This window comes from Pseudoalteromonas sp. NZS11_1, assembly GCF_015864275.1.
GTDB classification, from domain to species: Bacteria; Pseudomonadota; Gammaproteobacteria; order Enterobacterales; family Alteromonadaceae; genus Pseudoalteromonas; species Pseudoalteromonas arctica.
Map to the genome: position 1 here is coordinate 1 of NZ_JADYXK010000033.1, position 20,988 is coordinate 20,988.

Genomic DNA, 20,988 nt, shown 5'->3' on the forward strand with positions numbered 1-20,988 from the left:
TGGTGACAATAGCGTTTTGGACCCACCTGATTCCATGCCGAACTCAGTAGTGAAACGAAACAGCGCCGATGATAGTGTAGCATTTGCTATGTGAAAGTAGGACATTACCAGGCTTCAAATTCAGTCGAAGGACTTTAATCTTAATAATTAAAAATAAGAAAATTGAAAAGAATTTTCTTGGTGACAATAGCGTTTTGGACCCACCTGATTCCATGCCGAACTCAGTAGTGAAACGAAACAGCGCCGATGATAGTGTAGCATTTGCTATGTGAAAGTAGGACATTACCAGGATTTAATTAAGAGAAACCCGTTACAGCAATGTAACGGGTTTTTTTGCTTTTTAAAATTAGTAAAACTCTGAATACTAAGAGACGATACGATTAATAATAGTGTAGTATTTCACTGTGACTCTCTACCGCTGTGGGCACTACGACATCCTACTGCGTAGCGCACCGACTTCACATTGTAGAGCGCCCGAATTTAAGATTCGGGCTTTTTTATGTCTGCAGAAAAGTGAAAAACACGCAATTAACACACACTCACATCAACACCTATCACGTAGGTCGGGCGAGCGTAGCGACTCCCGACGCTAAAATCATAAAAATCTCCGCTCGACAATGAGTTCGTAGCATTTGCACTGTGACTCCCCACCGTAGTGGGCACCATGACATTACCAGGATTTAATTAAGAGAAACCAGACACAGTAATGTGACGTTTTTTTCTATTTAAATTTAGTAAAATCTCACCGTTAAATTCGACAACAAAACTAGGTGCACTTAATCGCGCGTGTTAAAATCCAATTTTTATGAATGACGATATAGAGGTCTAGATTGCCTACAGCTGATTACCAAAAGGTGCTTGATGAAATAGCACATGAAGTACGTCCTTTATTATCACAAGGGAAAGTAGCTGATTATATACCGGCGCTTGCCGAGGTTGATCCGGAACAATTTTCTATCGCTATTTATACAACTGATGGTGAAACTGTATGTGCGGGGGATTGTTCTCAACGCTTCACTATTCAATCAGTTTCTAAAGTTATGACACTTACTATGGCACTACAGCGTTATGGTGATGAACTTTGGCATAGAGTCGGAAAGGAACCCTCTGGTACAGCCTTTAACTCGCTTACACAGCTTGAGTTTGAAAAGGGAATACCTCGAAACCCATTCATCAATGCAGGCGCAATTGTAACGTGTGATGCATTATACAGCCGCTTATCTGCGCCAATGCATTCTATGCTCGAAACCTTCAGGTTATTAGCTGGTAATAGAAGCATAGTAATTGATAAAAAAGTCGCTAATTCAGAGTATGAGTTCAGGCACCGAAATGCTGCGATGGCGCATTTGATGAAATCGTTTGGTAATTTTGAAAATGAAGTTGATGATGTTTTGTGGGCTTACTTTAACTTTTGCTCTATTGAGCTCAACTGTATTGAATTAGCAAAAGCTTATAATTTTTTAGCTAATAAGGGTGTTGATAATCGATCGGGCAATCGTGTTTTAAGTAGTCGTCAGAATAAACAGCTTAATTCGCTTTTATTCACGAGTGGTTTATATGATGCTGCCGGTGATTTTGGTTACAGAGTGGGCATGCCAGGTAAGTCGGGAGTGTCAGGAACTATTTTAGCTGTGTTACCAAATAAGTTTACTGTAGCTGTTTATTCTCCGGGGCTTAATTCGTTTGGTAATTCGGTTGCAGGAATTGCAGCGCTGGAACTGCTATCTAAAAAGCTCGATATTTCTATTTTTTAGGAAATCGATAGGGAGCAATAATTGCTCCCACCGTTATTTATTGTTCCCAATAAACTTGTTCTAAACAATCTTCACGTTCAGGTAAACCACGAGATAAACGCGGAGAGTGCTGAACTAATACTTCATAGCTCGCTCGGTTAGCATATTTACTAATTTGCGATAGTGACGAGTAAGTAATAGCTTGTTGCTGATGTTTAGCTGAGTTTGCCACATTAAGCTTATGGTAAACATTCGCTGACAAATCATGAAGCACAGCCGCAAGTGCGCAATCACCTGCACCATTGGTGTTTTTGATTGAATCAGGTCCACCCATAAATGGGGCCGTATGACTATATGCTCTGATAGGTTCATCACACTCATCTTTACGCATAGCTCGTGAGAATTCGTAACGGTTAAAATCAGGTATGGCGCCTGGTAGTAACGGGTATTCGGTTCCACGCTTTAAGCTTTCGTCTACGTAGCCGGCCATAAATAAGCCTTTTTCGCCAGCGGTACAAATAACTAAGTCTACCCAATCAAGTGCTTTATCAGCAGCTAGAAGAGGATCTTCAAAACCTGTAATAGCTAAACCTTCTTCTTCGTTCATAGCAAGAATATCAACATGCTTTTCAACAAAGTTTGCCCACCAAGTAGGGTCTTGTTCAATTAAGAACTTAGTACCGAGTGTTAGCACAACTGGCACACCTGCGTCATTAGCGTATTTTACCGCTTGCATAGTGGCTTCAGTCATTGTTTCGCTACCTTGAGTACGCATAAGATAGGCACTAATCACTAACGCTGATGAATTCTCAATAAGGTCTTTATCGATAGATTCAGGACGTAAGTGATTCATTAGGCCTGCACTTATTGCAAAAGTACGCTCACCGGTTTCATCAATTAATGTAAAACAACGGCCTACAGGCCCATCAACTGGTTGAAGGTAGTTTAAGTCTACACGGCTTGAGGTATTACATAAAAAACGGTAAGCGTAGCTACCTATTTTTATATTTTCGCTCATTACGCCTAATAAAACTGAGCGATCATCTGCAAGTACAGAGTAGTTGTGCATAGTGTTACCAATGGTTCCACCGGCAAACTCAAAATCAACCATATTGTTTAATTTTAAACGATCGTATAAGGCGTTTGTTGTATCGCTATCAATAACTTGCGACATCCCCCTACGTAGTTGAAATTCGTCAAGGAAAGCTTGATCAACTTTTGCCTCTATATCAACAACGATCTGATCGATACCCGTAATATAACTACGTTGTAATCGCTCTGTTGCGTTAAGTTGATTGGTAAGTGGATCTTTGGCTTCCACTGGAAAATAATGTTTATGCCTGCGGCGTCCAGGAAATTTCATTTGCTACCCGTGTTGTGAGCTAAATAAAAAAAGCGTGAGATTATAGCGTAAATCAGCACGAGTGAGCCATTACAAACGGGTAAATATTGTTTTATTTTTGGAATAAAGTAATGAATGGCGCACTTTAGAGTGCTAACTAGGTATAATTACAGCATAAAAGGTTATTTAAGTAGAAATAATGAACGAACCATTTGATGATTCCTACTGGATGGAACAAGCGCTTTTGTATGCAAAGCAAGCAGAGCTGCTTGATGAAATTCCGGTTGGAGCAATTGTAGTCAAAGATAACCAGCTAGTTTCAGTCGGGTATAACCGCTCAATAACGGATAATGACCCATCTGCCCATGCCGAAATGATTGCAGTGCGAGAAGCTGGAAAAGTCCTTAACAATTACCGCTTAATTGATTGCACCCTATACGTAACGTTAGAGCCATGTTCTATGTGTGCGGGATTGTTAGTGCATAGTAGAATAAAGCGTTTAGTATTTGGAGCAGTCGATGCTAAAACAGGGTCTGCGGGTTCAATTATGAATTTATTACAAGAGCCTAAGTTAAATCATCAAGTTGAGGTGTGCGGTGGTGTTTTGGCACAGCAGTGCGGGGATACTATTTCGAATTTTTTTAAACGTAGAAGAGCGCAAATTAAAGCAGCTAAGAAAGCTGCTCGTGATGATCAAATAAATAAGCCTAACTAAAGCTAACTAGCGATTGGCTCTATTTCTGATTCAGCCATTTGCTGCATAGCAAACATTCGGCGACGCCAGATGATTTTTTTGTGTAGTTTTCGCAACATAACACGACGACGTGTGGCCGTTGAATAAATGACATTGCGTTTTAATCTTTGTGTGCGTCTACGTTTTAGCATGTTTTCTCCTAATGCAAGAGTGAGAAAGGCCGGGTATATCTTATAAAATAATGATATACAATTAACACACATTAGTGATCATTTGGTGACAAGTAAACAGATATTTAATTTACTTAAATTTTGCTTACTGACATACTCAATAAACGGGTACTTATATTAATCTTAGCCATTGTTTTCACTCGACTGTTCGGGTTCGATTATAGGTTGTTTTTTTTCTGTTTGAGCTTCATCGGCCTTACTTTTTACTTCACTTTTCACTTCACTTTTTTCGTTTAGCTTTAGCTTTAGCTCAGTATCAGTGCTCAACTCTGTAATTGGTTCTGGCTCAGGCTCTGCAGCAATAGCATCATTTTCATCTAGCCAAACAAGTGCATCGTAATAGCGACGAATATTATCGACATATTTAACAGCTACATCGCCTCGGGCATAACCGTAGCGAGTTTTACGGTAATAGCGCTTTTTAATTAATAGCGGTAGGCGTTTTTTTACATCAGCCCATTTGTCAGGACTTGCGCCTTGCTGTTCGGTAATTATACGTGCGTCGTTAACGTGCCCCCAACCTACATTGTATCCGGCCAAAGCAAGCCATGTGCGGTCGGGTTGCGGGATACGGTCAGGAATACGTTTAATAAGCTTGCTTAAGTATTTAGCGCCACCACGGATGTTTTGCTCTGGTTCTAACCGGTTAGTAACACCTACTTGTTTGGCTGTACTGCGAGTTAGCATCATGATGCCGCGCACACCTGTTGGTGATTTAGCGCGAGGATTCCACATAGATTCTTGATAGCTTAGTGCCGCTAATAATCGCCAGTCAAGGCTACCTGCATATTGTTCAAACCATGGCTGGTATGTTGGTAAGGTTTCTTTAATTGCTTCGATATAAGCAAGGGTATTTACATAGTTAAATTGGCGTACGTGACCAAAGTATTTTTCTTCAAGTACATAGAGCTGGTTACTTTGCTTAACGTCACCAAAAAATGGCACCAACAACGCATATAAAGAGTCGTCTTTAGATTTATTAAGTATCCATGCAATCGGGTCGTTATGGCTAACTGAAAAACCAATGCTTAAATTTGGGTGATAACGGCGAAACAGCGATAGCGTGTGCGTATCAGCGAGTGTGTAATCTATCTCGCCATCAATAACTGCTTGAAGTAGTTCTTCTTCATCAAACTCTTCGCTTTCTATCCAAGTGAGATCTGGATTGTTCTTCTTCATTTTTTGTAGAGTAAGCGAATGGCTACTTTTAGCTATAACCGTAAAGTTGCCATCTAAATCGTCAAACTCACGAGGACGAACACGTCCTTGTTTATAAACTAATTTTTGGCTGATTGTTCTGTAAGTTGGCCCATAGCGGTATTGCTCTGCACGGGTTTTATTATAGGTAAGTCCTGACGCTATTAAGTCTAAATCACCGCTTTCAAGGCGTTCAAACATGTCGGATAAGTTAAAAAATGGCACTATTTCAAGCTCTACACCTAAATATTCAGCGAAGGCTTGTGATAACTCATATTCAAAGCCTTGTTCACCTTGAACGGCTTGATAATAATTACTAGCACTGGCAAGGGTGCCCACTCGTATTTTATTGTGTTCTTTTATTTGGGCGAGTTGAGTTGGCTGCTCTTGCATATCGCATGCACATAACAGCATAACCAAAGTAATGATTATTATTAGTTTTTCTTTGAACATTGAGTGCCCCTTAAGCTCGCCAGCCACCGTTATAGCAAAACTAAGTCATCGCGTCACTTTACCTTTTATTTTATTAACCAAAAGAGGCTATAAATAAAGCTAAAAAGTTAATTTTATGAAAAGCGCAATTTTGAGTTAAATCTGAATGCTAATTGGACTATAATGCGTGCCTAAAATATCGTTCAATCCCTAACCCCGGATGAAATTACCTATGTTGATCCTTCGTGGTGCACCAGCACTGTCAGAGTTCAGAGTTAATAAAATTTTAGCGCGTTGCCAACAATCGCAACTTCCAGTCACTAACGTATACGCCGAGTATGCTCACTTTGCCGATTTAACATCGCCGTTGAGTAGCTCCGAGCAAACCAAGCTTGAAAAACTATTAACTTACGGTCCAACTATTGCTGAGCATACCCCAGCTGGCAAACTTGTACTTGTTACACCTCGCCCAGGTACCATCTCACCTTGGGCATCTAAAGCAACCGATATTGCCCATAACTGTGGTTTAAAACAGGTTCACCGTGTTGAACGCGGTATTGCTTATTATGTTGAAGGTGACTTAAACGCAGAACAACTTGCACAAGTAATTGCGTTATTACACGACCGTATGACCGAAGCCACGCATAGTGAGCTTGAAGATGCTGCACAACTGTTTCGCAGTGATGCACCGCGCCAAATGTCGTCTGTTGATATTTTAGGTGGCGGACGCGAAGCATTAGCAATAGCTAATGTTGAGCAAGGTTTTGCCCTTGCTGATGACGAAATAGATTACTTGGTAGAAAACTTTATAAAGTTAGGGCGTAATCCTAACGACATCGAATTGTTTATGTTTGCACAAGCAAACTCAGAGCATTGTCGCCATAAAATATTTAATGCTGACTGGACAATCGATGGAAAAGAGCAGCCAAAATCGCTATTTAAAATGATTAAAAATACCTTTGAGTTAAACCCTGAAAATGTATTGTCGGCGTATAAAGATAACGCGGCAGTAATGAAAGGCTCAAAAGCGGGTCGCTTCTTCCCAAATGCGCAAGGTGAATATGCGTATCATCAAGAAGACATTGAAATACTAATGAAAGTTGAAACGCATAACCACCCAACAGCGATTGCCCCATTCTCTGGTGCGGCTACAGGCTCTGGTGGTGAAATTCGCGATGAAGGCGCAACTGGTCGTGGCTCTAAGCCAAAAGCAGGTTTAGTTGGCTTTACTGTATCAAACTTACGTATTCCAGGTTACGAGCAACCATGGGAAAGCGATTTTGGTAAGCCGAGTCGTATTGTTAACGCGCTTGATATAATGACAGAAGGTCCACTAGGTGGCGCTGCATTTAATAATGAGTTTGGTCGTCCTAACTTATTAGGTTACTTCCGTACTTACGAAGAAAAAGTAACAAGCCATAATGGCGAAGAAGTACGTGGTTATCATAAACCCATTATGCTTGCCGGTGGTTTAGGTAATATTCGCTCTGATCATGTTCAAAAAGGTGATATTCCTGTTGGCGCAAAATTAATTGCGCTAGGTGGACCTGCAATGAACATTGGTTTAGGCGGTGGTGCTGCATCAAGCATGGCTTCAGGTCAATCAAACGAAGATTTAGATTTTGCTTCAGTACAACGCGAAAACCCAGAAATGGAACGTCGTTGCCAAGAAGTTATCGATAAATGTTGGCAGCTAGGTGACGAAAACCCAATTGCATTCATCCACGATGTAGGTGCTGGCGGTTTATCAAATGCGTTTCCTGAGCTTGTTAACGATGGCGGACGTGGTGGTAAGTTCCAATTACGTAGCATTCCTAACGATGAGCCAGGTATGGCACCACACGAAATTTGGTGTAATGAATCACAAGAACGCTATGTACTTGCTGTTGGCGTAGAGGATTTTGATCGCTTTGAAGCAATTTGTAAGCGTGAACGTGCCCAGTACGCTGTTATTGGTGAAGCAACCGCTGAACCTCACTTAACAGTGTCAGACAGTCATTTTGAAAATAACCCTGTTGATTTACCGCTGGACGTATTATTAGGTAAAGCACCTAAAATGCATCGCGATGTAACGTCAAAGCACGTTGTTGGTAAAGCGCTTGATACTACATTAATAAATGCAGCAGATGCAGCGCAGCGCTTAATGCGTTTACCAGCCATTGCAGAAAAAACATTCCTAATAACAATCGGCGATCGCTCAGTTACGGGTTTAGTAGCGCGCGATCAAATGGTCGGTCCTTGGCAAGTACCTGTTGCTAACTGTGCAGTAACTGCGGCAACGTATGATACTTACCACGGTGAAGCTATGTCACTTGGTGAGCGTACTCCTGCAGCATTACTTAATTACGGTGCATCTGCTCGTTTAGCTGTAGCTGAGTCGTTAACTAATATTGCCTGTGCAAACATCGGTAGCCTTGAAAACATTAAGTTATCAGCAAACTGGATGGCAGCAGCGGGTCACCCAGGTGAAGATGCTGGTTTATACGAAGCGGTTAAAGCCGTAGGCGAAGAGCTTTGTCCTGCGCTTGGTTTAACGATTCCAGTGGGTAAAGATTCTATGTCAATGAAAACGACATGGAAAGATGAAGGTGACTCACAAGAGAAGTCAGTAACATCACCGCTTTCACTGGTTATAACTGCGTTTGGTCGTGTTGACGACGTACGTAAAACAGTCACTCCACAACTGCGCACAGATAAAGGCGACACATCGCTTATATTAGTTGATTTAGGTGCGGGTAAAAACCGCATGGGTGCATCAAGCCTTGCGCAAGTTTATAAGCAATTGGGTGATGTAACACCTGATGTTGATAGCCCAGAGTTATTAAAAGGCTTTTATAACGCAATGCAAGCGCTTGTGGCCGAAAGTAAATTACTTGCTTATCATGACCGCTCAGACGGTGGTTTATTTACCACGGTTGCTGAAATGGCGTTTACGGGTCATACCGGTGTAACGGTTGATTTAGCTGGCTTAACGGGGTCAGACATTGAAACGCTTTATAACGAAGAGCTAGGTGCGGTCATTCAAGTTGCAAATAGTGATTTAGATGCGGTAAATGCAGTGTTTGAACAACATGGTATAGCAGCAATTAGCCACAACATTGGCACGCTTAACAGCGATGATACGATTATATTTAACCGTGGCGAAAATACGGTACTTAATCATACGCGTACTGAGCTTCGCACTATTTGGGCTGAAACAACGTATCAAATGCAAGCACGCCGTGATAACCCTGAATGTGCTAAGCAAGAGTTTGATGCAAAGTTTGATGCAAAAGATCCAGGCTTAAACGTAAAACTTAACTTTGATTTAAACGAAGATATAGCGGCGCCATACATTGCAACCGGTGCTAAACCGCAAATGGCTATTTTACGTGAGCAGGGTGTTAACTCTCATTTAGAAATGGCGGCAGCGTTTAATCGCGCAGGTTTTGCAGCCGTTGATGTACACATGAGCGACATTTTAGAAGGTCGTTTAACACTAGAGCAATTTAAAGGTTTAGTGGCTTGTGGTGGTTTCTCATACGGTGACGTACTTGGTGCGGGTGAAGGTTGGGCTAAGTCTATTTTGTTTAACGACATGGCACGCGATCAGTTCCAAAACTTCTTCCACCGTGAAGATACCTTTAGCTTAGGTGTATGTAACGGTTGCCAAATGTTATCAACGTTAAAAGAGTTGATCCCTGGTACTGAACATTGGCCGCGCTTTGTAACTAATAAATCAGAGCGTTTTGAAGCACGCTTTAGTTTAGTAGAAATACAAGAAAACCCGTCTGTGTTCTTTAACGGAATGGCTGGCTCGCGAATGCCTATAGCGGTTTCTCATGGTGAAGGTCATGCTGAGTTTGCAAACGATGCAGCCACTAAAGCGGCGCTTAATAGCGGCACTGTAGCGGTTAAGTTTGTAGATAACTACGGTAACCCTACAACGCAGTACCCAGCTAACCCTAATGGATCTCCAGAAGGTATTACAGGTATTACGTCAACTGATGGTCGCGCCACTGTAATGATGCCGCATCCAGAACGTGTATTCAGAAGCGTTGCTAACTCTTGGCATCCTGATGAATGGATCGAGGATAGCCCGTGGATGCGTATGTTCCGTAACGCACGTAAAAACGTAGGTTAATTATATTTACGTTTATACAAGTTAGATTCATAATCTTACTGTAAAATAAAAAAGGCTGCATTGTGCAGCCTTTTTTGATTAGTATAGTTTTAGCTAAAAGCACAAAGCATTTAAGGATAGTATGTTTAAGCGAGTTGGTTTAATTGTTGGGGCTGTATTACTAAGCACCTTGCTACTTGGTTATGTATTTCGTTTACCTTTATTACAGTGGGCTATAGCGCCTGAGCTTAAAAAAGCAGGCATTACGTTAAGTTGTCTCGATTTTTCAATTACGTCTGAACTAAATATTCATGCTGATAAAGTGTGTGTAAATTACCAAAATCAACAAAATCAACAATTACAACTCACTGGTATTACTGCAAATACAAAGCGTGTAGATATTAAAAATGCAGTGTTAACGGTTAATACACTCCCTAAAAGTGATAATGCTAATCAAGGTGCTAAAAATCTCGATTTAGCGCTTCCCTTAAATCGCCCATTAATCAGCATTAAACAGCTTGTAGTAGAAAGTGACGAGCTCAATAAGCCACTTAAAATAAGTATATTAGAACCCGAGCTAAATCAATTTAATGTTACGGGTGATATAAACGCGAGTGCAATTTTGACTGCTAATAAAGTAAGTGGTCAGTTTACGATTAATGACACTCTTTTAAAGCAAGTTATAAACACTAAAAATACATTAATTGCAGATGCTAATTTTAATTCTCAGCAAGCGTTTAGCTTTGACGGTATAGAGGTTGAGTTAAATGGCGATATTAGCTCCCAGTTTGCTCACACGTATGAGTTTTCTCATACAAATCAGCAGTGCCAGATTAACGTATTAACCACTGGTAAATTGGCGACGCGTTTTAATTTAAATAGCCAAGCGTTAATGTTTAATACCGATTTGCTTAATAACAAAATTAATTTAACACCAAGCTGTATTGAGTTAATTCCACCGAGTGAATACGCAGGCTTTATTAGCAAACAAGTTCCTTTAAATTGGCAACTTAAACTCCCTCAATCAATTCGCTTAGAGGGTAGTGAGCTAAGTGTACCTGTAATTAATTTGGTAAGCGTGAGCGATAAGCAATTTGATATTTTAATAACAGATACAACACTAAATATTACATCTCCACTTGAGTACTTACAGACAACTTTATCAGCTCAAATAAATACACCCGATATAAATAATATTAACGTTAATGCTCAGTTATCTGGCGCTGCGATTAAAGGCGATTACGCCGTTATACTTGAAAGTTTGCCTGAGTTTGTCCCTGCAACAGCGAATGGGCTTAGCCTTAGTGGTCACTTTAATATAAGTGAGTTTATAGACTTAAAACCAATTGGGCTTATAAATGCTAAATTAACACTTAATAGTGTAGATGCGTTTGATATAAGTGCAGTGCAATATCAAGGTGATTTAACTGCAAAAATGGATAAACAGTTAAACGCAGAGGTAGCGTTAACCCAGCAATTAAAAAGCGCAGAATATAAAGAGTTTACAGTCTCGGGTATAAGTAACACATTAACAGCAAATGCTAATTTAGGCGTAGGTGAGTTATTTGCTGATCTAACAGCAAAAACGAATATAAAGGCTGTTAATAGCCCCGACATAAAACTTAATAATATAAAAGTAGAGTCTACGGGGCTACAAAGCCGTGCACTAAAAGCTACGCATCACGCATTTATAAACGATGTTGAGTTAGTTGTAAATCATCATATGTCGTCGCAAGCTCATCCGTTTGAAGTCATTATTCCTGAACAAAGTACGCTGCTGTTAAATGCGCTTATTAGGCAATTTGAGCCACTTGCACAACTAACAGAGGGCGAATTTAATGGCTATATTAGTGGCGATATAAACTTACAAAATGCACTGTTCAATATGGGGATTAGTCATACAAGTGCACTGTATAACGATTACCTTGCGAGTGATTTAAACAGTGTATTTAGCGGGGAATATAATTCAGGTAAGCTTAATGTAAAACCAACTACCTTTAATTTAAATGAGTTTAGAGCGGGTGCTGTAGTTAAAGCGATTGAAGGGCAATGGCAAGTTAATAACAATACCGCGCTTATAAATGATGTAAAAGGAAGTGTGTTTGGTGGCGAGTTCTCGCTAGATAGCTACACAGTAGGGAAGCCAAACCAAGTTGCTAATGTTAAGTTTGAAAATATTGATGCAAGTAAACTTGTTACACTCGACGATAAGTCGGGCATTGTATTAACGGGACGCTTGGCGGGGTCTTTACCTGTTCACTTTGATAGTGGAAAAATTGAGATAATTGACGGTAGCTTATTTAGCCAAGGAACAGGTAATTTAAAAATTACCAATAATGCCGCTTTTGATTCAGTAATGCAGCAACAGCAAGAGTTACAACCTGTGTTAGGGCTATTAACTAATTTAGATATTCAAAAACTTAATAGCAGTGTGGCACTAAAAAATGATGGTTGGTTAAAACTAGGGGTTAATTTGCAAGGCTATAATAAAGCAGAGCAGCAGCAGGTTAACTTTAATTATAACCACGAAGAAAACGTATTTACACTTTTACGCGCACTACGTTTAAGTGACGAAATTACACAAAAAGTTGAGCAACAATACTCACAAAAAGGAAACTAATAATGAGACAGTCGTTATTGATAAAAGTACTGCTCGCGCTGAGTGCTATTAGTGCACTAAGTGCTTGCACGCACCGTGTTGAGGTGTCTGCTAAAGAGCCCATTACTATTAATTTAAATGTGAAGGTCGATCACGAAATTCGCGTAAAAGTAGATAAAGAACTCGACAATTTATTTAGTGACGACAGTGAGTTATTTTAAGGAGCTAGAACATGAATACGAAGAAAAAATTAAATATTATTACGTTAGTTAGTGCAGTATGTATGTCGTTTTCTGCATGGGCTATTAGCCTTGATGACGCTAAAAACCAAGGTTTTGTAGGTGAAGATAGCTCTGGTTATTTAGGACTTGTTGTACAAAACGCAGAGGCAAAAGCCGTTGTTGATGACATAAATGCAAAGCGTAAAGCGCAGTACTTAAAGCTCGCTAAAAAGAATAACTTGTCGCTTTCACAAGTTGAAGCGCTTGCTGCCGCTAAAACAATTGAAAAAACCCAAAGTGGTCATTACGTTGAAGTAAATGGTAACTGGGTTAAAAAATAAGCGTTAGTTATTGCTTTATTTTGCACAAAGTTTTGCACGAACCAAAATAAAACCGAGCGTTTAAGCGCTCGGTTTTTTACAGCCTTCGAGTAACTGCTGCCAAAAATCAATACCCTTACGCCTTGCTAGGTTTATATTATGCTCAGGAATAGATTCAGGCTCGTTATAACTATCAAGTGCTTCGCTCATGCTTGCTTCGCGAATTAAATGCAAAGTAGGAAAGGGCGCTCTATTTGTGTAATTTGCGGCATCAGTTTCATCGCTGTCGGCAAATACGTAATCAGGATGAAAGTTAGCAATTTGATACTTCCCTTCAAACCCCTGCGCGACTAAAAGTGCATTAGCTAAATCGACCAAATCTAAAAAGTCTTCAAAATCACTAAAGCCGTTGTCAAACATGATAAGGGTTGTTTCGCGCTCTGGTTCGCGGTCAAGCTCAACACATTGCTCAAGCATATCCATTACGGCATCATCCATACTAGCTGCAGGGCTTACTATGTAGTGAATACAGTTGTTTTCTACTTCTTTTCGAGCAAATGGGCAAAAGTTATATTTAACAATAACAGATGACACCCATTCACGGGTTTGGCTTATAGCTATGTTGGTCACGGTTTTGGCTCTAAATATTGATTAATAATGGTAAGTGTTTTTTGTATAGCACCTTGGTTTTTAGTTACGCATTGCGCAGCTTTAATACCTAAGGTTTGGCACGCTTTTATGTTTTGGCTAAACGTTATGAGCTGCTTTGCTAGTTCGTCATTGCTATCAACCACTACAGTGCCTTTAAGTTTTATTAGCTCGGGATAAACATGATCAAAATTGTATGTGTGTGGACCTGTTATTAAACCTACCGAAAACGCAGCTGATTCCAGTGGGTTATGCCCACCTCTGCGTATTAAGCTGCCACCAATAAAGCTCACATTTGCAGAGCCATATAAACACTGTAATTCACCAAGCGTATCAGCAAGGAGTACTTGTTCATTGTTGTACTTATTTTGGCTACGACGGCTAAAACTAAGTGGGCTTTGTGTTAAAAGCTCAGCTACTTTATCAAATTGCTCTGGATGGCGCGGGGCAATTATAAGTAATGCATTAGGTTGCTTTTTTAGTAACTGTTGGTGAGCTGCCAATACTAATTCATGTTCTACAGGATGTGTTGAGCCTGCCACCCATATAAAGCGTTCATCGTTATTGTCTTCATTACTGTTATAAAGCTGTTTAAGGTTGAGTGCTTCAGCTAATTGCTCGTCACTTGGTGTTATATCAAATTTTATAGAGCCTGTTACATGGCTTTTTGAAGTTTCGAGACCAAGCTCTATAAAACGCTCCGCATCTGCCTTGTTATGACTCGCAAGTACTGTAATTGAGCGCATAATAATATGCGTTAATTTAGCGACCTTTTGATAGCCTTGCTGTGATTTTTCAGAGAGTCTTGCATTGATAACAAGTACCGGTATATTTTTTTTGTGACTTATCGCCATTAAATTTGGCCATAGCTCTGTTTCTAAAATACATAATGCTTGTGGCTTTATACGCTTTAAAAATCGGGCTGTCGCAAACGGAAAATCGATTGGTAAGTAGCTACACGCCACAGAATTTTTAAACTGGTTAAGTATTTGCTCTCTGCCTGTTGGAGTATTACAGGTTATAAGTATATTTAAATTTGGATGCGCTTTTTGAAGAGCTTTAATAAGCGGCGTTGCGGCAAGTACCTCACCAACAGAAGCACAATGAAAAACTAAAGGTTTGGTTTTAGTCGTAAATAAAGACTTACTGACAAACCCAAAGCGCTCTTTAAAGTGTGCACGATAGCCTTGGTTTTTTTTACCTCGTAAAATATAGAGATAAAATACAATCAGTGGGCTAATAAAAATTAATGCTAGAGAGTAAAAAATGCGTGCCATACTGATCTTTATAAAAGGGAGGTGGCGTTAGTTTACCGTGAAATAGCCGTTTTCTAAACATACTCGCAATAAAATATGGTCTGGGTTCAGTTATAACCCGATAAAATGCACACAATTAAATAAAATTATGGAATAATGGATTTAATTTTTCCCTGCTATTTCAGTTCCTAGAGGAATTTTTCATGTCAATTATCGATTCAGTGGCAACTAGCTACGTTGAAACATTAAACCGTCATCAAGCATTATTTGAAACGATGGAAGCTTATCATCAAGAATCTATGCAACTGTTAGAAGCATGCCACAGTGCATTACAAGCTGGTGGTAAGATTGTTTGGTTTGGTAACGGCGGTAGTGCAGCCGATGCGCAGCATTTAGCAGCAGAATTTGTAGTGCGTTACAAATTAGAACGTGGTCCGCTTGCCTCTATGGCATTGACTACAGATACATCAATTTTAACAGCACACAGCAACGATTATCACTTTGATACGGTGTTTGAACGCCAAGTTCAAGCGCTATGTAAGCCAGAAGATTTAGTGATAGGTTTAACCACATCAGGTACTAGTAATAATATTAACTTAGCATTAGAAGCTGCAAATAAACTAGGCGCTTTTACAGTGGCATTAACTGGGCGTGATGGCGGTAAAGTAAAAGATATTGCTAAGTTACCTATCATTATAAAAAATGACGAAACAGCACGTATTCAAGAAGCTCACATGTTTATAGGTCACTGGTTATGTGAAGCCATGGATATGGTTGTTGCGGAGCAGCAGTAATGGATTTATCGTTATTAAAAAACTTATCAGCGGCACGAATATTAGTTGTTGGCGACGTAATGCTAGACCGTTATTGGTATGGTGATACAGGTCGAATTTCGCCTGAAGCGCCAGTACCTGTTGTTAAAGTAAGTAAATTTGAAGACAAAGCGGGCGGCGCAGCTAACGTTGCAAAAAATATAGCGCGGTTAGATGCAAAAGTTGGCTTACTGGGCTTAATTGGTGAAGATGAAAGCGGGCAGATTTTAGAGACTATTCTAAAAGGTGAAAAAATAAGTTCACAATTAGTCAGTGTATGTGATTTACCGACTATTTCAAAAATGCGTGTTATTAGCCGCCATCAACAACTGGTTCGTCTTGATTTAGAAGAAACATTTACCGAGCAACACAGCCAACTTTTATTAAACCGTTTAGAGCTTGTACTTGATGAATACGATTTTATTGTGTTCTCTGATTACAGCAAAGGATCTTTAAGCTTAATTAAAGAGATGGTAAGCCTTGCTAAGGGCGCCGGAAAAACGGTTTTAATCGACCCTAAATCGCCAGACTTACACTTATACGAAGGTGCTGATTACATTACGCCTAATTTACATGAGTTTAAGTTAGCGGGTGGTCAAACCGATTCAGAAGAAGCTTTAGCAGCAAGTGCACGTGATTTAATTAGCAAAAATGGCATTAAAGCCATGTTGCTTACGCGTTCTGAGCAAGGTATGTCGTTAATTAATGCAGATGAAAAGTTTGATTTTGCAGCACAAGAACTTGAAGTAAGTGATGTGACTGGGGCTGGTGATACGGTTATAGCTACACTCGCGGTTATGCTTGGTGCGGGCATGGAACCTAAAGATGCTGTCGAAATTGCTAACTTAGCGGCAGGTATAGCGGTTAGTAAATTTGGTGCAGCTACTGTCTCGCCAGAAGAGTTAAGTCGTAAGCTTGGTCAGTATTTACATACTACTGGTGAGCATTACCAAACACCATTTGATGATGTACTTCAGCATATTGAATTTGCAAAACAAAACGGCGAAACCATTGTATTTACTAATGGCTGCTTTGATATTTTACATGCTGGGCATGTGCGTTATTTAGCACAAGCTAAAGCCCGAGGCGATAGACTCGTTGTTGGATTAAATAATGATGAATCTATTACGCGTTTAAAAGGGGCCGATCGTCCTATTAACCCACTAGATGAGCGTGCAATGGTACTTAGCGCACTTTCATCAGTTGATTGGGTTATTCCGTTTGGCAGTTTAGATGAAAACGATACTCCCGCTAAATTAATTGAGCAAATAAGCCCTGATATTTTAGTTAAGGGTGGCGACTACACCGTAGAGCAAATAGCGGGTGCTGAGCATGTAATCCGCCATGGTGGGAAAGTTGAAGTGCTTGAATTTTTAGATGGATGCTCAACATCAAAAGTAATTAGTAAAATTAAACAGTAATTACTGATTTAGTTTGCTAAAAAATACAAAAAAGGGATGAAAACACTGTTTTCATCCCTTTCTTACTTTTAATACGTTACTTTATTAAAAGTAACGTATTAAAAGTTATATTCGTACTTAGCAAATGCAGAAGTATCGTTTTCAGCGCCGTCATTGTTAGACGCAAAAGCACCTAAAGTAATGCGGCCGCCCATAGAAAGCATTCTGTAACGTACTTCTAGTTGTTTAGAGTTAACCCCAGTTTTAGTGATGGTATTTCCTAAGTCAGGATTGTTAGGATAACGATCGCGATTGTCACTATTATAATCAACACTGCGCAGTTTTACCTGCCAATCATTGCCATTTGACAGCTGGCCTAATAAAGTTAAAACAACTGATTGTGCATCATTATCGTATGTTGAGCCAATAGTGCGACCATGGTAGCGGTAACCTGATCTATAAGTATCATGCTCGTAGTAGCAGCTTTCAATCGTTGATTCAACTTGGCATGAAACACTGGTATCTATATATTCGATATTTACCAATATATTTTGATGGTATATACGCTGTGTTGTTTGCATACCAAATAAATAAGCTCTGTCGGCTGGCTTAAACTGTGAACTGGCATCTTCTCCAATAGTACTGGCATACACAGCATAAGGTCGGTTGAAAAGTGTATCTGACCAACGAATATCGATCCCCCCTAGCTGATTACCTATTTTTGACTCTAACTGGCTATCACAACTTTCATTACCATCAGTGCAAACTGCTTGCCCCGTAATTATATCAATAAAATCGCCTGCAGAGCTTGGTTGTTCGTCACCTGCCCATTGTGCAGACAGACTAAGTGCAATTTCTAGTTGTTGAATAGGGCGAAAATTAATACGAGTACTCCAAAGCAAAGCATCAGGTATAACACGTGTAGATTCAAGTTTTGCCATTTGGGCTGTAAAGCTCCATTGACCAATCCAGCTTAACCATGGTGTTTCAAAAGCTGTACTTTTTTCTCTTGTTACACTTAGTGCAGGTAAAGGTTTCGCATTACCTGACATAATTAAGCTATTATCAACACCAGGTCCCCAAAATTGTTCAACAGCACCGGCTCTAAAAATCCAGTTACCTAAACGGTAAGCTAAGTAACTATTATCAAGTGAGGTATCGTTACAATCGGTTAAAGCTTGCTCGTTGGTTTCAATGTCATCTATCGTTTTTCCATCAACTAAGCACTTCTTACCGTCTTTTCTATAATTTATAGCTACTTTAGCTGCAAAGTTATCGCCTAAATAAGCGTAAGCTGCTGAAAGCTCTGTTTCTTGGGTATCAGTTGCACCAAAACTTGTTGCTATGATTGGATCTGTGGCTGAAAAAGCTGATAATTGAAGACTATGTGAGCTACTATTCTCTGATTTATAACGGTGTTTAACGCGTAGTAAAGCATCTTGTAAGCTTGAAGATAATTGCTCGAGCGGCATACTTTCAATATCGTTTATAAAACTTTTCCACATAAGCGGATAGGTAGTTACAGGGGCTAAAATAACACCGGCATCAGCTAATTGTTGAATATCAGCTCTTAAGCCATAATCATCGGGTTTTACCCACGGCTCAGCATTAACTGATGCGCTCATAGCGCAAAAAAGAGTAGAAAGTAGAAAAATTCTGTTTCGCAAAGTTCAGATCCTTGTGATTAAGATTGCGGCTAAGTTTATCAATCTAAGTCTGCTATTGCAGTAAATAATCAAATTTATAGAGTTAATTTAATATATTAAAATGTAACCTGTCTATCGTAATAAGTATCTGATTGATATACTGGAGCTCAAATAGGACATTGAGAATGCAATGAGCAACAAACGACTTTTATTTATTCCAGTATCATCACCAGAAGGCATTGGTGAATATATGCGCTCGTTGTTGTTGGCTCAAAGTTTAAAGGCAGAACTTGCAGATTCTCTCGATATTCGCTTTATATTAAATAAGCATACAAGCTACGCAAAAGATTGTCCTTTTGAAGCCACACTACTCGAACACTCAGCGACTAAAGAGCTTGATTCTGTTTGCGACTTTATAGAGCAATTTAAACCTGATGTCGTTGTTTTTGATTGTGCAGGACGTGCAGGGCATATGAAGGCGGCTAAAAAGGTAGGCGCTAAAGTTATATTCATTTCTCAGCATGCAAAAAAACGTGCTAAAGGCTTAAAACTTAACAGAATTAATTTAATTGATACACATTGGGTTGTACAGCCTGATTATTGTATTGAGCCACTTACATGGGCTGAAAGTACGAAGTTAGACATGTTTCCCTTGGCACATCCTCGTAATGTAGGTCCTTTTGTTACATTTGCCTCTTGCGCGCAAAAACGTGATGTTTTAAATCGCTATAAATTAGTACCTGAAGGCTATTTTATTGTTAATGCCGGCTCAGGCGGGCATATATTAAATAATATTAATTGTGCTGATGTTTACTTTAAAGCCGCGCTTAAAATTACTAAGCACACTGGTTTAAAAGCAGTTGTTGTGTTTGGTCCCAATTATAAGAAAGCCATTCCGAAAAGCGATGAGGTTACTTGTTTAGCAAGTCTGCAAAGTACTGATTTTTTGGCATTAATGAGCCAAGCTAAAGTCGCATTACTTAGCGGTGGAGATACTTTATTACAAGCAATTGCCGTTAAAACTCCCGTTGTGGCATGTGCTATCTCAAAAGATCAAAATACACGTTTAGATCGTTGTGTTAATACAGGTGTTGTAATTAAAGCAAATTTCGATGTTGATGAAATCATAACAAAAATAGCTCAAGTTATTACTGAGCCTTTTTATAGTAATTTTATTGATAAAAATAACCAGCTTGATAATTCAAATAGTTATGATGTAATCACTAATGGCATAAAAAATATGCTTATAGAGGAGCGCTAATGAATATAGTGATTGTAATTGATTCCCTAGTGGGTGGTGGTGCTGAAAAGTAATGCTTACCCTTGCTGAGGAAATGGCCAAGTTACAGTACTGAATCACTATTTTGTTTCTTGCTAACTCTATTGAATATAATATCCCTGAAGTACTTAACGTGGAGAGTTTATTCGCACATAGGGCATCAAAAGTAGATCGATTTTGGCAGCGTAAAAATAGCATTTTAACACTACAAACTTGGTTTGAAAAAAAACAAAGCGAGATTGGCAATATTGATCTAGTACTTTCTAACCTTGATAGAAGTAATAATTTACTTGCGCGTAGTAATATCAAAAATGTTCACTTTGTTATTCATAACTCTGTCAATGCAGAACTTGCACGTCAAAAAAAGTTAGGTCCATTTTCATATTTATACCTTAAAAAAAGTAAGCAAAACTTAAATGGTAAATCACTTATTTGCGTATCAAAGGGGGTTGAAAAAGAAATAACACAAGGGGATTTAATTAACCCAAGTGCAATTGCGACTATTTATAACCCGTTCGATTTTGAAAAAATAAACCAACAAGCAAATGAGCAAAATAACAATATCCCAAATGAGCCCTACTTAATTCATGTAGGAAGACTTGCCAAACAAAAGCGCCACGATATATTATTTGCAGCCTTTGCAAAGCTCGATAAAAAATACAAGTTAGTCCTTTTATGTAATAAACCGGCTAAAGCGTTAAAGCTTGCACAGCAATACGGCATAGAAAAACAGTTAGTAGTGCCTGGATTTCAACAAAACCCGTATAACTGGATTAAACATGCTAAAGCTTTAGTGTTGAGTTCTGATTTTGAAGGACTTCCAACAGTATTAATTGAAGCTTTAGCAGTGGGTACTCCGGTAGTTAGCACTAATTGCACATTTGGCCCAAGCGAGATATTAACAGGCGAGCTAAGTAAATATTTAGTACCTGCTGGACAAAGTGAGGCATTAGCCAATGCTGTTAAGTTGGTACTAACTGACAAACCTAATCTAGAAAACGCTGAAATTCTAAAACAAGTACAGGCAGAGCAGGTCGCTCTGCAGTATTTAGCCTTGGCTGACTAAGTTAACTTATA

The 20,988-nt window shown here is 39.4% G+C and carries 15 protein-coding genes, 2 rRNA genes and 1 pseudogene; 12 read left to right on the forward strand and 6 right to left on the reverse strand.

Translation table 11 applies throughout. The annotated features are described in order from the left end of the window. The 3 genes from rrf (I6F44_RS17460) to glsB all read left to right on the forward strand — a co-directional run. Positions 1 to 113: ribosomal RNA gene (rrf, locus tag I6F44_RS17460) — 5S ribosomal RNA — on the forward strand; the annotation flags it as partial. Between the two features lie 63 nt (positions 114 to 176). Continuing rightward, positions 177 to 291, forward strand: a 5S ribosomal RNA gene (gene rrf / locus I6F44_RS17465). A 539-nt stretch (positions 292 to 830) separates the two neighbouring features. Continuing rightward, positions 831 to 1,754: a glutaminase B gene (gene glsB, locus I6F44_RS17470; RefSeq protein ID WP_197174261.1), complete on the forward strand. Its 924-nt coding sequence runs from the start codon at positions 831 to 833 to the stop codon at positions 1,752 to 1,754. A 37-nt stretch (positions 1,755 to 1,791) separates the two neighbouring features. Here glsB and I6F44_RS17475 read toward each other — a convergent pair whose 3' ends face one another. After that, positions 1,792 to 3,096, reverse strand: coding sequence for an inosine/guanosine kinase (locus I6F44_RS17475; protein WP_197174262.1), 1,305 nt, complete (start codon positions 3,094 to 3,096; stop codon positions 1,792 to 1,794). A 178-nt stretch (positions 3,097 to 3,274) separates the two neighbouring features. Here I6F44_RS17475 and tadA point away from each other — a divergent pair, with 178 nt between their 5' ends. Further along, entirely contained in the window at positions 3,275 to 3,790 is a 516-nt protein-coding gene (gene tadA / locus I6F44_RS17480) for a tRNA adenosine(34) deaminase TadA (RefSeq protein WP_010554384.1), read from the forward strand. A 2-nt stretch (positions 3,791 to 3,792) separates the two neighbouring features. On the opposite strand, the gene I6F44_RS17485 is transcribed toward tadA, so the two are convergent. After that, positions 3,793 to 3,960 carry a hypothetical protein gene (locus I6F44_RS17485; RefSeq protein ID WP_007584688.1) on the reverse strand — a complete coding sequence of 56 codons (168 nt, stop codon included), beginning with the start codon at positions 3,958 to 3,960 and terminating at the stop codon, positions 3,793 to 3,795. 162 nt (positions 3,961 to 4,122) lie between these two features. Continuing rightward, positions 4,123 to 5,649 (reverse strand): membrane-bound lytic murein transglycosylase MltF, encoded by a 1,527-nt coding sequence (mltF, locus tag I6F44_RS17490; RefSeq protein ID WP_197174263.1) that lies wholly within the window; start codon positions 5,647 to 5,649, stop codon positions 4,123 to 4,125. A 211-nt stretch (positions 5,650 to 5,860) separates the two neighbouring features. Here mltF and purL point away from each other — a divergent pair, with 211 nt between their 5' ends. From purL to I6F44_RS17510, 4 genes are all read left to right on the forward strand, one after another. Beyond that, complete coding sequence (gene purL, locus I6F44_RS17495) at positions 5,861 to 9,751, forward strand: phosphoribosylformylglycinamidine synthase (RefSeq protein ID WP_121954391.1); 3,891 nt, start codon at positions 5,861 to 5,863, stop codon at positions 9,749 to 9,751. 121 nt (positions 9,752 to 9,872) lie between these two features. Beyond that, a complete protein-coding gene (locus I6F44_RS17500) occupies positions 9,873 to 12,350 on the forward strand; it encodes a YdbH domain-containing protein (RefSeq protein WP_197174264.1) in 2,478 nt (825 codons plus the stop codon). Positions 12,351 to 12,352: 2 nt separating this feature from the next. Continuing rightward, a complete protein-coding gene (locus tag I6F44_RS17505) occupies positions 12,353 to 12,550 on the forward strand; it encodes a YnbE family lipoprotein (protein WP_007378800.1) in 198 nt (65 codons plus the stop codon). An 11-nt stretch (positions 12,551 to 12,561) separates the two neighbouring features. After that, positions 12,562 to 12,891, forward strand: coding sequence for a YdbL family protein (locus I6F44_RS17510; RefSeq protein ID WP_007584701.1), 330 nt, complete (start codon positions 12,562 to 12,564; stop codon positions 12,889 to 12,891). 60 nt (positions 12,892 to 12,951) lie between these two features. On the opposite strand, the gene I6F44_RS17515 is transcribed toward I6F44_RS17510, so the two are convergent. Together I6F44_RS17515 and waaA are read right to left on the reverse strand one after the other, a co-directional pair. After that, positions 12,952 to 13,500, reverse strand: a complete 549-nt coding sequence (locus tag I6F44_RS17515) for a DUF1415 domain-containing protein (RefSeq protein ID WP_024598958.1) — start codon at positions 13,498 to 13,500, stop codon at positions 12,952 to 12,954. Beyond that, positions 13,497 to 14,795: a lipid IV(A) 3-deoxy-D-manno-octulosonic acid transferase gene (waaA, locus tag I6F44_RS17520; protein WP_197174265.1), complete on the reverse strand. Its 1,299-nt coding sequence runs from the start codon at positions 14,793 to 14,795 to the stop codon at positions 13,497 to 13,499. Before waaA ends, I6F44_RS17515 begins: the two co-directional genes overlap by 4 nt. Before the next feature lie 182 nt (positions 14,796 to 14,977). On the opposite strand from waaA, the gene I6F44_RS17525 reads away from it, so the two are divergent. Then, positions 14,978 to 15,568, forward strand: a complete 591-nt coding sequence (locus I6F44_RS17525) for an SIS domain-containing protein (RefSeq protein ID WP_002961065.1) — start codon at positions 14,978 to 14,980, stop codon at positions 15,566 to 15,568. Further along, the gene (gene hldE, locus I6F44_RS17530; protein ID WP_121954382.1) at positions 15,568 to 17,007 is read left to right on the forward strand and encodes a bifunctional D-glycero-beta-D-manno-heptose-7-phosphate kinase/D-glycero-beta-D-manno-heptose 1-phosphate adenylyltransferase HldE; all 1,440 of its coding nucleotides are present in this window, start codon (positions 15,568 to 15,570) and stop codon (positions 17,005 to 17,007) included. Before I6F44_RS17525 ends, hldE begins: the two co-directional genes overlap by 1 nt. Before the next feature lie 98 nt (positions 17,008 to 17,105). On the opposite strand, the gene I6F44_RS17535 is transcribed toward hldE, so the two are convergent. After that, positions 17,106 to 18,611 (reverse strand): capsule assembly Wzi family protein, encoded by a 1,506-nt coding sequence (locus I6F44_RS17535; RefSeq protein WP_197174272.1) that lies wholly within the window; start codon positions 18,609 to 18,611, stop codon positions 17,106 to 17,108. Positions 18,612 to 18,822: 211 nt separating this feature from the next. Between I6F44_RS17535 and I6F44_RS17540 the strand changes: the two genes are divergently transcribed. Beyond that, positions 18,823 to 19,893, forward strand: a complete 1,071-nt coding sequence (locus I6F44_RS17540) for a glycosyltransferase family 1 protein (protein ID WP_121954384.1) — start codon at positions 18,823 to 18,825, stop codon at positions 19,891 to 19,893. Next, a pseudogene (locus I6F44_RS17545) lies at positions 19,893 to 20,977 on the forward strand (glycosyltransferase). The gene I6F44_RS17540 and the pseudogene I6F44_RS17545 overlap by 1 nt, the downstream one beginning before the upstream one ends. Positions 20,978 to 20,988 lie beyond the last annotated feature (11 nt).